Below are 13,798 nucleotides of genomic sequence, written 5' to 3' on the forward strand. Positions count from 1 at the left end.
TACTTGATTGGACGACAGGTCGGTGTTTACAGATGAATAACTTCAAGGGCGGGTATTTTTCATATAAGGATTTTCGTCAGAGCCTGGGCAATCCACCGGCCAATGCTCAAGTATGGAAGCACAACGAGCTGTCGGACCTGCGCCACAGTCTCGATGCCAGCGAGGTCGATATCGTCTCGCTGGCTCGTGACAACACTGTCGAAGGCTGCAAGCTGACGCCCGGCATGGCGGTGTCGATGCAGTGGTTGAAGCCCGGTACGACGCTCAATGGCCATGCCCATTGCTGGTGGCATCTGTTCATCATCCAGTCCGGCACAGGCGCCTTGACCTTGGGCGAGGCCGATGAAGTCAGCGTCAGCCCCGGTGACGTGCTGCTGGTGCCGGCCTGGACGCGACACGGTTTCATCAACACCAGCGCCACAGAGCCGCTGGCCATGCTCAACATGAGCAACATGCCGCAGATCGCCCAACTCGCCGGTCCAGCCGACGCCATCGCCTGATTTCACCCCACCCGACGTTACCCCCGCCCCCCCAGGGAGTCCGCATTGTGCCGACTCCCTTTTTGTTTCCGGTGGCAGTTTTCTGTATCCGTATAAACAGATAATTTCTGTATCTGTTCAGCGTTTAATCATCTAAATACGATCGCTTCTAATGCAACGGATTATTGTGTTGATGCAAGGGAGCGTTCTATGGAAAGTACCAGGATTGAATTGTATGTCGGTGCTGACTTTGTCAGTGCTTTTGCCATGTCGGCATTTGTGGCGTTAAAGGAAAAGCAACTTTCTTTTAAACTTGTCACACTGGATTTGAAAGCGCGTGAAAATTATCAAAGTGCATATCGCGATGTTTCGCTGACTTGCAAAATTCCCACGCTGGTCCATGAAGGTTTTGCCCTGTCGGAATCTTCGGCCATCGCCGAATACCTGGAAGACCTAGCGCCGGGGCATCCGCATCTGTTCCCCCTGGGCATCCAGCAACGCGCCCGCGCCCGTCAACTCCAGGCCTGGTTGCGCAGTGATCTGCTGGTGATTCGTAAAGAGCGCCCGGCGGACCTCATCTACTTCGGCAAAAAGAACACGGCGCTGTCCGACGAAGCCCAGGCTGCGGTGGCCAGGTTGTTCTTCGTTGCCGAGCACCTGCTCGAGGAGGGCGCCGAAAACCTGTTCGGCGACTGGAGCATCGCCGACACCGACCTGGCAATCATGCTCAACCGCCTGGTGGCCAATGGCGATCCGGTGCCTGAGCGCCTGGTGAAGTACGTGCGTGGGCAGTGGGATCGCGACAGTGTCCGGGCGTGGATGGACCTGGAGCGCATCGCGCCCGCCATTGCACCTTGATTCCGTGAGGCTTTTACACCAGGAGCGCTGCCATGCAAGGACTGTCGGAGCAGGAACGTTACAAACCCTACAACTCACGCACCATTCGCGACACGCCGTACTGGCAGAAACTGACACCCGCGTTGCAGGAGGCCATGAACGTGGTGGCGCGGGTCATGCCGTTTCGCACCAATGAATACGTGCTGGGCCACCTGATCGACTGGGACAACATCCCGAACGACCCGATTTTTCGCCTGACCTTCCCGCACAAGGACATGTTGCTGGAAGAGGAGTACGCGTCGCTCAAGCAGTTGATCGACTCGGATGATGCCGTCGCCATCAAGCGGCGCATCGAGGCGATCTGGCTGCGCATGAACCCGCACCCGGCCGGGCAGCTGACGCACAACGCCGCCATCCTCGACGGAAAAGTGCTGCCAGGCTTGCAGCACAAGTACCGAGAGACCGTGCTGTTTTTCCCCGGTGCCGGTCAGACGTGTCACGCCTACTGCACTTTCTGTTTCCGCTGGGCGCAGTTCATCGGTGAGGAAGAACTCAAGTTCAACGCTCGGGAATCCCAGGAACTGGTGAATTACCTGCGGGTGCACACCGAGGTCACCGACGTGCTGATCACCGGCGGCGATCCGATGATCATGAACACCCGTTCCTTGGCGGGGTACATCGAGCCGCTGCTGGCGCTACCACACCTCAAGAGCATCCGTATCGGCACCAAATCGGTGGCGTACTGGCCGCAACGATTTGTCAGCGACAAGGATGCGCCGCAGTTGCTGGAGCTGTTCGAGCGGATTGTCGCGGCCGGCAAGCACCTGTCGATCATGGGCCACTACAACCACCCGGTGGAGATCCGCCAGGCCGTCGCTCGCCAGGCCATCGAACGCATTCGCTCGACCGGCGCGACCCTGCGCATACAGGCGCCGGTGATCCGCCACATCAACGAAGATCCCGCCGACTGGGCGGCGCTGTGGACCGAGGGCGTGCGGCTCGGGGCGGTTCCGTATTACCTGTTCGTCGAGCGCGACACCGGGCCGAGTCACTACTTCGCGATGCCGCTGGCGCGGGCTTTCGAGATCTTCCAGGCGGCTTATCGCAGCGTGTCCGGGTTGGCGCGCACGGTGCGCGGGCCGTCGATGAGCACGTTCTACGGCAAGGTGCTGATCAACGGCATCGAGGTGGTCGCCGGGGAAAAGGTCTTCGTCCTGCAGTTCCTCCAGGCCCGTGATCCGCAATGGGTGTTGCGCACCTTCTATGCGCGCTTCGACCCGCATGCCACCTGGTTCGATCAGCTGCGGCCGGCATTTGGCGAAGCGTCGTTCTTCTTTCAACTGCCGCCGGCGAACGCGCCTGAATTGATACCGGTCCTGCTCGAAACGGCGTAGGACGATTCATCTGGAGATAAGGACATGAGCAGTATCGGCTTCGATCAGCGGCAAGGTTTCATCTGGCTCGACGGCGAGTTCGTCGAGTGGTCCCAGGCCCGGCTGCACGTGCTGACCCACGGTCTGCATTACGCCAGCACCGTGTACGAGGGGGAGCGGGTCTACGGCGGCAAGGTGTTCAAGTTGCGCGAACACAGCGAGCGGCTGTATCGCTCGGCGCAACTGATGGATTTCGTCATTCCCTTCGAGCGGGCCGAGCTGGAGGCGGCCAGCCGCGAACTGCTGCAACGCAACAACGTGGTCGACGGTTACCTGCGACCGGTGGCGTGGCGTGGCAGTGAGATGATCTCCACCTCGGCGCGCTTCAACCGCGTGCATGTGGCGATCGCCTGCTGGCAATGGCCGAGCTACTTCGACCCGGCGGCGCGCATGGCCGGCATTCGCCTGAAAACGGCCGCATGGCGGCGCCCGCCACCGGACACCAGCCCGTTCCAGGCCAAGGCCTCAGGGCATTACCAGATCGCCACGCTGAGCAAGCACGACGCGGAAAATCACGGCTATCACGATGCGCTGATGCTCGACTGGCGCGGCCATGTCGCCGAGGCCACCAGCGCCAACGTGTTCTTCGCCAACGGCCGCACGCTGTATACGCCCACGCCCGATTGCTTTCTCGATGGCATCACCCGCCAGACCGTCATCGAACTGGCCCAGGCACTGGATTACCAAGTGGTCGAACGCACGATCCTGCCCACCGAGCTTGGCGATTTCGAGGAGTGTTTTCTGACCGGCACCGCCGCCGAAATCACCCCCGTGCAGAGCATCGACCAGCACGGCTATCGACCGGGTAACGCCTGCCGCGACTTCATTGCCGCTTACACCCAAACCGTTAACGCCTGATAAACCACCAGGAACACCACCATGTCAGATCAAGGGATTGTTGCGTCTACTCCTTACGTTTCGCTCGGCCATCGCCATGAGGAATTGGCCTCGCGTGGCTGGACGGTGCTGACCGCCGGCGAATTTGCCTACGACGTCGTCGGCACTTTGCAGGCCTTCGGCCGAATCATTCCGCAGTTCAACGGGCAAACCGCTTACCCCATCACCCGCAAGCCGGGCTACGAAGCCTTGCCCTATTCCCAGAGCATGAACGGCATTGGCCCACACACCGAAGCGCCGGTCTACGGGCCGCCGCCGCGTTACCTGGCCTTGCATTGTCATCAACAGGCCACCTGCGGTGGCGGGCATACCGGGCTGGTGGACGGTATCGAGTTCCTCGCTCATCTGGGACGCACCGAACCTGACTTGCGCGAATGGCTCGAGGAAAACCCCGTGGAGTTCGTGGCCACCGCCAAGCCCGGGGAGGCGGCACAGACGCGGGTCAAGGAATACATCCTCACGCCTACGGAAGACGGGGATATTTTCCGCTTCAGCTACAACCAGTTTCACTACGGTGATGTGAACCCTTCCGAGGCGGACCTGCAGCAATCGAAGGTGGCCAACAGCAACTCGCCGCTGGCCCGCTTCGCCACCCTGGGCGAAGCCTGGTTCGTCGAGCACAACACGCCGGTGTTGATCCCCGACGGCTGCCTGTTGATCTGGGATAACTGGCGAATGATCCACGCCCGCAGCCGCTACACCGATCCCGGACGCAACCTGACCCGCTACTGGCTGGCCTGATTCATTCGTCTTTCCTTTTCCCTTGCGCGTACCCCTCGGCGGGTACGCGTCCTACAGGTATCGCGTCATGCAAACAGCAATCGAGATCGCCAAGGTCGATCATCAACTGGTGGTACGCCTCAACCAGGCCTGGACTAAACGGGCTACGGTGTGCTCGCCGGACAAGGCCCAGGTCAACGAAACATTCGACCCGGCACGCCCGGATTACCCGGAGTGCATGGTGCCGTTTTTCCATCACCCGAAATTCCAGGCCCTGGACGCCGAGCTGAAAAGCAGCGTCGTGACCTGGGGCTGGATCGGCTACAACCTGCGCACGGTGACCGCCGAAGAACATGTGGTGAACCCGGCCCTGAGCGTCATTGCCAACCAGTACCTGGGCAAGGACCACTGGCATTTTCGCGAGGCGATGCAGCAGACGCTGATCGACGAGCACTACCACACGTTGATGCACCTGCGTGCCATCGAGCGCACCCGCGAAGATCGCGCCCTCGATCAGGACCTGGACCTACCGCCCTCCGTCACCTACCTGCGCCTGATCGCCTTGCAGGAAACCCTGGCGCAACAGTGGCAGCGTGACCTGGCGGCGATCACCTTCGCGGTGGTGGCCGAGATCAGCGTCAATGCCTACCTGGACCTGCTGGCCGACGACCAGACCATCCAGCCACAGAACCGTCGGGTCGCCGAACTGCACAACCGTGATGAATATGCCCACAGCAAGGTGCTCGCGGAGGTGGCGAAAGTGATGTACGCCGGCATGTCGCCGGAGCGCCGGGCGTTTTTCACACAGACCTTGTCGGTAGCGCTGAGCGCATTCGTGGCCCAGGACTACTCGATGTGGGAAGCCATTCTGACCCAGCTCGGGGTCGAGGACGCAGCGGTGATCATTGCCGACACCCGCGAGAGCAACCGCAACGCGACGATCATGCGCGACTACAGCGGCTTGCATCGACTGGCCGAAGACCTGGGCATCAGCGAGCAGATCGACTTCGACTTCCGCCCGACCCTCAAACCGGCTGCCGTGGCCTGATCAGGAGATGAACATGTCCGTTCCTGCGTACGAAGTATTTGCCATCCGTGTGGGCGCCAATGCCCAGCGCACGGCGCGGGAGAACTTTCTCTACGACGCCTGTTGCGGCGATCCGAACGCGTCGATGCCGCTGGATTATTACTTCTGGGTGATTCGCCACGAGCAGCAGGTCATCGTGGTCGACACCTGTTTTCAACCGGCCACAGCCGACCGGCGCAACCGCCAGATGTACTGCTTGCCGGAACAATCCCTGCGCCAGCTGGACGTTGATCCCGCACGGGTCGAGAACCTGATCCTCACCCATCTGCACTGGGACCATGCCGGCAACCTGGGCTTGTTCCCCCGTGCCACGGTGCATTTGCAGGAAGCCGAACTGCGCTTCTGCACCGGCCCGAAAATGGCCCATCGCACGGTGAACAAAACCTACGAGGTCGAGGACGTGATGTCGGCGCTGCCACCGCTGTTCGAAGGGCGCCTGCGTTTGCACGGCGGCGCGGTCGAAGTGGCGCCGGGCGTGACCTTGCACCCGGTGGGCGGCCATACACCGGGCAGCCAGGTGGTGCGGGTCCACACGGCGCGCGGGTGGATCGTCCTGGCCTCGGATGCTGCGCACCTGTGGGCCAACATCCGCGAGCGCAGCCCGTTCCCGATCCTCGATGACCTGGCGCAGACGCTGGAAGCCTTCAGCCTGATCAATGAACTCGCCGACGGCCCGGACCACGTCATCCCCGGCCACGACCCGCTGATCGCCGAGCGTTTCCCGCATTGGAACGATGATCCGCACATTATCTGCCTGCACCAACCCCCTGCGTCGTAGCTCCCAACCGCTGTAGGAGCGAGCTTGCTCGCGATGCGGAGTGTCAGCCGACGCATTTGTATCTGACACACCGCATCGCGAGCAAGCTCGCTCCTACAGGGTAAGGTGTTAGACCTGCGCCTTAAGCAACCCCCCCAACCTCGCCAGCGCCTCATCAATCTTCGGCGAATACGGCATCCCGCAGCCGATCCGCACAAAATGATTGAAGCGCGGGCTGTTGGAAAAGATATCCCCAGGCGAAATCTGGATGCCCACCTGCAGCGCCTCATGGAACAACCGTATCGACGAACAATGGGGCGGCAGTTCCACCCACAACAACGTCCCGCCCCGAGGCTCGCTGACGCTGGTACCCACCGGGAAGTAGCGGGTGATCGACTCACTCATCTGCTGGCGTTGGTGTGTCAGGGTTTTCCTCAAACGGCGCAGGTAACGTTCGTAGGACGGGGTTTTCATGAACTCGCTCACCGCCATTTGCGACATCACTTCGCAGCCCCTGGACTGGGCATGTTTGAGCATCGCCACGCGCTCGTGCCATTTCCCAGCACTGATCCAGCCCAGGCGTATGCCCGGTGCCAGGGTTTTGTTCAGCGATGCGCAATGGATCACGTTGTCGCTGAGGTCCCAATGTTTGAGCGTGGACAGCGGCTGTTCGATGTCCACCAGATCCCCATAGGTGTCGTCTTCGATCAGCACCGTGCCGTGTTCGGCGCACAGTTGCACCAGTCGGGCCTTGTTGGCATCCGGCATGATGCTGCCCAGCGGATTTTGCAGGTTGGGCATGACGATCAGCGCCTGGATGGCTTCCGGGCCTTGCAGCAGTTGCTCGAGGGCCAGCAGGTTGATGCCGGCCTGGGCCGTCGCCGGCACTTCCCGGGTACGCAGGTGCAGGCTTTCGAGAATCTGCAGGAGCCCGTAGAAGGTCGGGGATTCCACGGCCACGGTGTCGCCCGGTTGAGTGACCGCACGCAGCGCCAGCGTCAGGGCTTCGGTGGCGCCGTGGGTGATGACGATTTTTTCTGCCGGCAGTTGCGTCTTGGCCGCCAGTGCCCGGCGAGCCAGCAGGTTGCGCAACGCCAGGCAGCCGTTTGTCGAGCCTTCGGCATCGAGCAAATGCGCGTCCCGGCGCAAAGCCTTGGCCATGTGATCTTGCAGGGTCTTCAACGGGTAGAGCGACGGTGCGCAGTAGGCACTGGCCAGGTTGACCCGGATCGCCGCGCGTTGTCCGGCCGTGAGTACCGAGGAAATGGGAGGGTGAAGGCCGAGGTAGACGCTGGTGTCGAAGGGCGGGGGAGTGAGGGGAACCGGTTTGGGCGCAGTGTCGGGCAGGCGAATGTAGTTGCCGGAGCGCGGTCGGGCTTCAAGGACGCCGCAGTCCTCGAGCTCGCGACAAACCTGCACGGCGGTGGACAGGCTGACCGCGTGTTTCTCCATCATCAGCCTGATCGAGGGGAAACGTTCACCGGTTTTCAAGGTACCGCTGCGGATCGCGTCGAGGTAGTGGTTGGCCAACTGACGGTACAGGGGAAGCGTGTGCATGATGACCTCAGCAATTGCACCACTGAAGTCTTGGGCTGGAAAGAAAGTCGATGTTCCCCGCAGGCGGACCCGTGGTGCTCAGGGGTGAAGGGAAGTGTTTAAACATGTGTCGATACTGTGAGATTAATCGGGCTTTGGCAGGAATCGCGGGCAATAAAAAGCCCCGCTCTAGGGCGGGGCTTTCAGGCCGGTAGCGACGGTGTCGCGGGGTTGTTATTGCGCGGCGATGCTGTAGCCGTCGAAGGCTGTCTGCTGTTGAAGCGCGGTGATGATGTTCTTGCGATTGACCGCCTGTTCGGTACCGGCATTGTCCAGGAAGGTCTCGCTTTCCAGCTCCGCTTCATCGCCTTCGCCAACGAAGGCAAAACCCAGGAACTCCAGCGCTTCACGGTCAACGCTCAGGCGCGAACGCGGCGTGCGCAGCGGCAGGGTGACGCTCACGCCATCCTTGCTGATGGTGAACACTTCGGCTTCTTTCTTGGCGCGGGCGGCCTTGCCCTTGCCACCGCCAGGATTGCTGATGGCCTGATGGGTCTGGTTCAGCACTTTCAGCGCCAGGCCGTAGACGATTTCCTGGAAGGCCGGGTCGTCCTTGAAGCTGGACAGGATGCGACTGATCGGGAACCGGCTGCTCAGGTCTTCCAGCGCCGCGGTGTCGGCGGCTTCGGCGTCCTTGAGCTGCTTGAGCTGGCCCATCAGTTCGTAGGCGGTATCGTCATCAAAGCGGTCATGCGCCTGGCGGATCGCGGCACGCAGCTCGCGGATCTGCTCGCTTTCCCGGGTGGACTGGAAAGCGTCCAGCACCATCTCGCTGATGGTTTTGGCCTGGGACACATGTTGTGAAAGATTGATGGAGTTTTCGTATTCCGCTTTGGACGACAGGGTGACTACGGATTCAGCGGTATTGGAATCGGACATTGAAATTTCACTACTTTTTTCAGCTTGAATAGAGACGAGAAAGCGCGGGGGCTTTTTCCGGCCGACTAGCCTATTGGACAGAGGCGGGGTTGTCACCCTGTAGGAGCGAGCTTGTCGAAACGTCGAACCGTCGCGATGGTCGTCAACGATAACGCGGAAAACCTGACACCCCGCGGTGGCCTCAAGTCCATCGCGAGCAAGCTCGCTCCTACAGTGGATCGCGTTCTCCTGTAGGAGCGAGCACGCTCGCGATGGTCGTCAACGATAACGCTGGAAACCTGACACCCCGCGGTGTACTTGAGTCCATCGCGAGCAAGCTCGCTCCTACAGTGGATCGCGTTTCCTGTGGGAGCGAGCCTGCTCGCGATGGTCGTGAACGATAACGCGAGCCAGCAGGAGCGACAGGGTCTTATAGTTGCGGCGAATTGAGGTTCATCGAGCGCACCGCCCACTGTTCCGCAGTCTGTTGATCCACCGGCAGGCTGAAGCGAAAGGTCGCGCCGCGCCCTGGCAGCTCGACCAACTGGATATCCCGGCCATGCAATTGCAGGATCCGGTGCACGATCCGCAGCCCCAGCCCGCCATCGCGGCGTGCGCCGCCGATGTTGAACGGGCGCAGGAACAGGCCTTCGCGCAATTGCGGGGCGATGCCGGGGCCGGTATCGCTGACGGTCACTTCGACGAACGCCCCCTGTGGCCGCAGGCTCAGCTCGATTTCCCCTCCTGGCGGCGTATGGCGCAGGGCGTTGTCGAACAGGTTGGTCAGCACCCGTTCGATCAAGCCCAGGTCCGCGCAGGCTGCCGCCACGCTGGGGGCGAAGCTGGCCTTGAGTTCGACCTGGCGCGCCTCGGCGGTGAGCTCGAACTTCTGGAAAATATCCTGCACCAGGTCGGTCAGGGAGAAACGCTCCAGCACCGGCTGCACAAAACCATGCTCCAGGCGCACCAGTTCCAGCAGCGACTGTGCCAGTCCACCCACCTTGCGACTCTGATCCAGGGCGATGCCCAGATAACGCCGCCGCTCGTCGGCCGATAACGTTGCGTCCTTGAGCGACAGGGTCTCCAGGTAACCGTGCATCGACGCCAGCGGCGTGCGCAAGTCATGGGAAATGTTCGCCACCAGCTCGCGACGCTCCTGATCCTGGCGAGTCAACGAACGCCATTGGTCGCTGAGCCGCGCCTGCATCTGCCGAAACGTCGCATCGAGGATGGCGATTTCGTCATGGCTGGCGATTTTTTCCGCCGGAGCCACCACGGGCGCCGTCGGGACGCCGTCGATGTCGAATTGGCTGACTGTCTCGGTCAGGCGCCGCAAGGGCCGGGTGATCAATGCAAACGCGGTGAGACCGGCAATCAGGCAAAGCAGCGCCACCAGGGCGATGGACAGCAATGCGGTATCGAGCGCCGCACTGGTTGCACCGCGTTGGGCCAGGCGGTCGTGGTCTTCGCCCAGCAGCACCACGTACAGGTAACCGGCAGGCTGGCCATTGACCTTCAGCGGCGCCGCGCTGAACACCTTGTGGGCGTCGAGGCTGCGCGGGTCGTCACCGAGGATCGGCAGGGCATCGCCCCTGAGCAGGCGCTGGACCGGCGCGAGGTCGACACGGTCACGGTGAATCCGCCCTTCAGGGGCCGCACTGCCGACAATCTTGCCCTCGGTGTCGAGCAGGTACACCTCGACACTCGGGTTGACCAGCATCAGCTTGCTGAACAGATCGCGCACGGCATTGGGCATCAGGCCCTGGGTGTCCATCAGCACGGTGTCACGGGCGATGTGCTGGGCCAGGTCGCGCGATAGGCCCTGCACCACTTCCTGCTCGTGCATCTGGTTGGAGCGCACCTGCATCCACGCCGACGTGCCGCAGCACACCAGCAACAGAGCGGCGAACACCAGCGACAGACGCTGCGTCAGGGTCAGCCTCATGGCTGTTCCTCCGGTGCGGCGAATTTGTAGCCGCGCCCCCATACCGTGAGGATGCGCACCGGGTCTGCCGGGTCGGCCTCGATCTTGGCGCGCAGGCGGTTGATGTGGGTGTTGACCGTGTGTTCGTAGCCTTCGTGGCTGTAGCCCCACACGGCATTGAGCAGGTCCATGCGCGAGAACACCTTGCCGGGTTGGCGGGCGAAGAAAAACAGCAGGTCGAACTCCCGGGGCGTGAGGTCCAGGCGCCGCCCGTCGAGGGTGACTTCGCGGGTGATCGGGTCGATGCCGAGCCCATCCAGGATCAGGCTGCCGGCGTCCATCTTCAGGTTGCGCGCCATGGCCTCGACCCGGCGCAGCAGGGCCTTGACCCGGGCCACCAGCTCGAGCATGGAAAAGGGTTTGGCCAGGTAGTCGTCGGCGCCGAGCTCCAGCCCGAGAATCCGGTGCACTTCGCTGGAGCGTGCGCTGGTGATGATGATCGGTGTGTAGCGCGCCATGGCGCGGGCGCGCCGGCAGATTTCCAGGCCGTCGACTCCCGGCAGCATCAAATCGAGAATCAATGCGTCCCAGCTTCCTTGCTGCAGCAGTCGCATACCTTCGTTGCCATCGGCGCAGTGCACCACCTCGAATTGCTCGTCACGCAGGTGCAGGCAGATAAGGTCGGCGATATGCAGGTCGTCCTCGACCACGAGAACGCGTTTGGTCTGTTCCATCCAGTTCAATCCTTCGACGCAATGGGCACATTGTGCGGGTTTTCCAACGCCAGAGTTATCACGAATTATTTAACTTCTCGTGAGGATTTGGCGATCAACCCAAGCCTAGGCTGTGTTCCACGAAAGGCACTTTGGATTGTTGGAGGCGGCCATGTTTTCACGACGACATTTTCTTCTCGCGGGCGGTGGGCTGGGGGTTGCAGCGGTGGTGGCGGGTGTATTGCCAAAATTTGCCACGACCAGCGCACTGCTCAGCGAGGCCAATGCCGAGGAGGTGTTCGAGGTGACCCACAGCGACAGCGAATGGCGCTCGAAACTCAGTGCCGAGCAGTACGAGATCCTGCGCGAAGAGGGCACCGAACGGGCCTACAGCAGTGCCCTCAACGACGAGCATCGCGAGGGCACCTTCGCCTGTGCCGGTTGTGAGCTGGCGCTGTTCTCCTCGGCGACCAAGTTCGAAAGCCACACCGGCTGGCCGAGTTTCTGGGCGCCGCTGGACAAGGCCGTTGCCACTCGCCAGGACCGCACCTTCGGCATGTTGCGCGAGGAGGTGCACTGCCGGCGTTGCGGTGGGCATTTGGGGCACGTCTTCGATGACGGGCCGAAACCCACCGGCCTGCGTTACTGCATGAATGGCCTGGCGATGACCTTCCAACCGGTCTGACCCAAGGCCTTTGACTTCACTTTTCAGGTAAACACCATGTGGCTTCTGGTTCTCGCTTATCTCGGTGGTGTGCTGACCATCGTCAGCCCGTGCATCCTGCCGGTCCTGCCCTTCGTCTTCGCCCGCACCGGCCAGCCGTTCGTCAAGAGTGGCTTGCCGCTGTTGGCAGGCATGGCCCTGACCTTCGCCTTCGTCGCCACCCTGGCGGCGGTGGGCGGGGGCTGGGTGGTGCAGCTCAACCAGTACGGGCGCTGGCTGGCGCTGGTGTTCGTGGCGCTGTTCGGCCTGACGCTGTTGCTGCCGCAACTGGCCGAACGGCTGACCCGACCACTGGTGGCAGCCGGGAGCCGTTTGTCCGAGGCTGCCGGGGCTGATGCGCAGCCGCGTCCCGGTGCGTCGTTTCTGATCGGTGTGGCCACCGGCCTGTTGTGGGCGCCGTGCGCCGGGCCGATTCTGGGCCTGCTGCTGACGGGGGCTGCCTTGCAGGGCGCGAGCGTCGCCACCACCTTGCTGTTGCTGGCTTATGCCGCCGGTGCGGCGACCTCGCTCGCCGTGGCATTGCTGCTGGGTGGCAAGGTATTCGCCGCGATGAAACGCTCGATCGGTGCCGGCGAATGGCTGCGTCGCGGGCTCGGTGCGGCGATTCTGGCCGGTGTGGCGGCCATCGCCCTGGGGCTCGACACCGGCCTGCTGGCGCGGGTCTCCACTGCATCGACGGGTGGCATCGAACAGGCACTGGTAGAGCGTCTGGCGGGCAAATCACCGCGTAACAGCTCGGCGATGATGGCGCAAAAAACCTCAGCCGCTGGCGCGATGAAGGCGGCGGACACCGGCGCCAGCACTTTGCCGGTCGAAGGCAACCTGCCGTCGCTGGACGGTGCGGTGCAGTGGCTCAACTCGCCGCCACTGGATGCCCAGGCGCTCAAGGGCAAGGTGGTGCTGGTGGACTTCTGGACCTACTCCTGCATCAACTGCCTGCGCTCGCTGCCTTACGTGAAGGCCTGGGCCGAAAAGTACCGCGACCAGGGGCTGGTGGTGATCGGCGTGCATGCGCCCGAGTTCGCCTTCGAGCGCAACGTCGACAACGTCACCAAGGCCATGAAGGACCTGGGTATCCAGTACCCGGTGGCCATCGATAACGATTTCAGCATCTGGCGCGCCTTCAACAACGAATACTGGCCGGCGCACTATTTTGCCGATGCCCAGGGGCGCATTCGCTACCACCACTTCGGCGAAGGCGAGTACGCCGAATCGGAGCAGGTCATCCAGCAACTGCTGCGCGAGGCCGGTGCCAGCAACGTGTCGAACGGGCTGATCAGCGCCAAGGCCGACGGTGTGCAAATGGCCCCGGACAACCAGGAAGTGCAGTCGCCCGAGACCTATGTCGGCTACGACCGCGCGGAAAATTTCGTACCGCCTGTGGGCATGGTCCCGGACAAGGTCTCGACCTATCAGGCACCGACCAAACTGGCGCTCAATGAGTGGAGCCTGGGCGGCCAGTGGCGGGTCGGTGCCGAGCAGGCCACGGCCAGTGGGCCGGCCAGTCGCATCGTCTACCGCTTCCATGCGCGTGACCTGCACCTGGTGCTGGGCCCAGGGGCGGACGGCAAACCGGTGCGCTTCAAGGTGCTGATTGATGGCAAGGCCCCGGAAAACGACCATGGCATGGACGTGGCACCCGACGGCAGCGGCACCGTGACCGAGCAGCGCCTGTATCAACTGGTGCGCCAGAACGGCAGCGTGCAGGACCGCACGTTCAGTATCGAGTTTCTCGACCCCGGTGCATCGGCTTACGCCTTCACCTTCGGTTGA

Annotated in this window: 13 protein-coding genes; 9 read left to right on the forward strand and 4 right to left on the reverse strand. The window is 62.3% G+C overall.

All coding sequences use genetic code 11. The annotated features are described in order from the left end of the window. Positions 1–32 precede the first annotated feature (32 nt). The 7 genes from ABVN20_RS18575 to ABVN20_RS18605 all read left to right on the forward strand — a co-directional run bounded on the left by ABVN20_RS18575 (position 33) and on the right by ABVN20_RS18605 (position 6,231). Positions 33–500 (forward strand): cupin domain-containing protein, encoded by a 468-nt coding sequence (locus ABVN20_RS18575; RefSeq protein ID WP_368557160.1) that lies wholly within the window; start codon positions 33–35, stop codon positions 498–500. Between the two features lie 189 nt (positions 501–689). Continuing rightward, on the forward strand, positions 690–1,337 hold the full coding sequence (gene yfcF / locus ABVN20_RS18580; RefSeq protein WP_368557161.1) for a glutathione transferase: 648 nt from the start codon (positions 690–692) through the stop codon (positions 1,335–1,337). 32 nt (positions 1,338–1,369) lie between these two features. Further along, positions 1,370–2,710 (forward strand): KamA family radical SAM protein, encoded by a 1,341-nt coding sequence (locus ABVN20_RS18585; RefSeq protein ID WP_368557162.1) that lies wholly within the window; start codon positions 1,370–1,372, stop codon positions 2,708–2,710. A gap of 24 nt (positions 2,711–2,734) precedes the next feature. Next, positions 2,735–3,607: a branched-chain amino acid aminotransferase gene (locus ABVN20_RS18590; RefSeq protein ID WP_368557163.1), complete on the forward strand. Its 873-nt coding sequence runs from the start codon at positions 2,735–2,737 to the stop codon at positions 3,605–3,607. 21 nt (positions 3,608–3,628) lie between these two features. Further along, entirely contained in the window at positions 3,629–4,387 is a 759-nt protein-coding gene (locus ABVN20_RS18595) for a TauD/TfdA family dioxygenase (protein ID WP_368557164.1), read from the forward strand. A gap of 67 nt (positions 4,388–4,454) precedes the next feature. Then, complete coding sequence (locus tag ABVN20_RS18600) at positions 4,455–5,414, forward strand: diiron oxygenase (RefSeq protein ID WP_368557165.1); 960 nt, start codon at positions 4,455–4,457, stop codon at positions 5,412–5,414. A gap of 13 nt (positions 5,415–5,427) precedes the next feature. Beyond that, complete coding sequence (locus ABVN20_RS18605) at positions 5,428–6,231, forward strand: N-acyl homoserine lactonase family protein (RefSeq protein WP_368557166.1); 804 nt, start codon at positions 5,428–5,430, stop codon at positions 6,229–6,231. A gap of 108 nt (positions 6,232–6,339) precedes the next feature. On the opposite strand, the gene ABVN20_RS18610 is transcribed toward ABVN20_RS18605, so the two are convergent. From ABVN20_RS18610 to ABVN20_RS18625, 4 genes are all read right to left on the reverse strand, one after another. Then, the gene (locus ABVN20_RS18610) at positions 6,340–7,767 is read right to left on the reverse strand and encodes a PLP-dependent aminotransferase family protein (protein ID WP_368557167.1); all 1,428 of its coding nucleotides are present in this window, start codon (positions 7,765–7,767) and stop codon (positions 6,340–6,342) included. A gap of 213 nt (positions 7,768–7,980) precedes the next feature. Then, a complete protein-coding gene (locus ABVN20_RS18615) occupies positions 7,981–8,685 on the reverse strand; it encodes a hypothetical protein (protein ID WP_368557168.1) in 705 nt (234 codons plus the stop codon). A gap of 409 nt (positions 8,686–9,094) precedes the next feature. Then, the gene (locus ABVN20_RS18620; protein ID WP_368557169.1) at positions 9,095–10,609 is read right to left on the reverse strand and encodes an ATP-binding protein; all 1,515 of its coding nucleotides are present in this window, start codon (positions 10,607–10,609) and stop codon (positions 9,095–9,097) included. Then, positions 10,606–11,322, reverse strand: a complete 717-nt coding sequence (locus ABVN20_RS18625; RefSeq protein ID WP_368557170.1) for a response regulator transcription factor — start codon at positions 11,320–11,322, stop codon at positions 10,606–10,608. Before ABVN20_RS18625 ends, ABVN20_RS18620 begins: the two co-directional genes overlap by 4 nt. 151 nt (positions 11,323–11,473) lie before the next feature. On the opposite strand from ABVN20_RS18625, the gene msrB reads away from it, so the two are divergent. Further along, positions 11,474–11,986 (forward strand): peptide-methionine (R)-S-oxide reductase MsrB, encoded by a 513-nt coding sequence (msrB, locus tag ABVN20_RS18630; protein WP_368557171.1) that lies wholly within the window; start codon positions 11,474–11,476, stop codon positions 11,984–11,986. A 36-nt stretch (positions 11,987–12,022) separates the two neighbouring features. After that, positions 12,023–13,798, forward strand: coding sequence for a cytochrome c biogenesis protein DipZ (locus ABVN20_RS18635; RefSeq protein WP_368557172.1), 1,776 nt, complete (start codon positions 12,023–12,025; stop codon positions 13,796–13,798).

It is taken from the genome of Pseudomonas sp. MYb118 (assembly GCF_040947875.1).
In the GTDB taxonomy this organism is placed as follows: Bacteria; Pseudomonadota; Gammaproteobacteria; order Pseudomonadales; family Pseudomonadaceae; genus Aquipseudomonas.

Bases quoted from the DNA above. Each gene is read 5' to 3' on its own strand.
- ABVN20_RS18605 (WP_368557166.1), top strand. From the start codon at position 5,428: ATGTCCGTTCCTGCGTACGAAGTATTTGCCATCCGTGTGGGCGCCAAT.
- ABVN20_RS18585 (WP_368557162.1), top strand. From the start codon at position 1,370: ATGCAAGGACTGTCGGAGCAGGAACGTTACAAACCCTACAACTCACGC.
- yfcF (WP_368557161.1), top strand. From the start codon at position 690: ATGGAAAGTACCAGGATTGAATTGTATGTCGGTGCTGACTTTGTCAGT.
- ABVN20_RS18600 (WP_368557165.1), top strand. From the start codon at position 4,455: ATGCAAACAGCAATCGAGATCGCCAAGGTCGATCATCAACTGGTGGTA.
- ABVN20_RS18590 (WP_368557163.1), top strand. From the start codon at position 2,735: ATGAGCAGTATCGGCTTCGATCAGCGGCAAGGTTTCATCTGGCTCGAC.
- ABVN20_RS18635 (WP_368557172.1), top strand. From the start codon at position 12,023: ATGTGGCTTCTGGTTCTCGCTTATCTCGGTGGTGTGCTGACCATCGTC.
- ABVN20_RS18610 (WP_368557167.1), bottom strand. From the start codon at position 7,767: ATGCACACGCTTCCCCTGTACCGTCAGTTGGCCAACCACTACCTCGAC.
- ABVN20_RS18595 (WP_368557164.1), top strand. From the start codon at position 3,629: ATGTCAGATCAAGGGATTGTTGCGTCTACTCCTTACGTTTCGCTCGGC.
- ABVN20_RS18625 (WP_368557170.1), bottom strand. From the start codon at position 11,322: ATGGAACAGACCAAACGCGTTCTCGTGGTCGAGGACGACCTGCATATC.
- ABVN20_RS18615 (WP_368557168.1), bottom strand. From the start codon at position 8,685: ATGTCCGATTCCAATACCGCTGAATCCGTAGTCACCCTGTCGTCCAAA.
- ABVN20_RS18620 (WP_368557169.1), bottom strand. From the start codon at position 10,609: ATGAGGCTGACCCTGACGCAGCGTCTGTCGCTGGTGTTCGCCGCTCTG.
- ABVN20_RS18575 (WP_368557160.1), top strand. From the start codon at position 33: ATGAATAACTTCAAGGGCGGGTATTTTTCATATAAGGATTTTCGTCAG.
- msrB (WP_368557171.1), top strand. From the start codon at position 11,474: ATGTTTTCACGACGACATTTTCTTCTCGCGGGCGGTGGGCTGGGGGTT.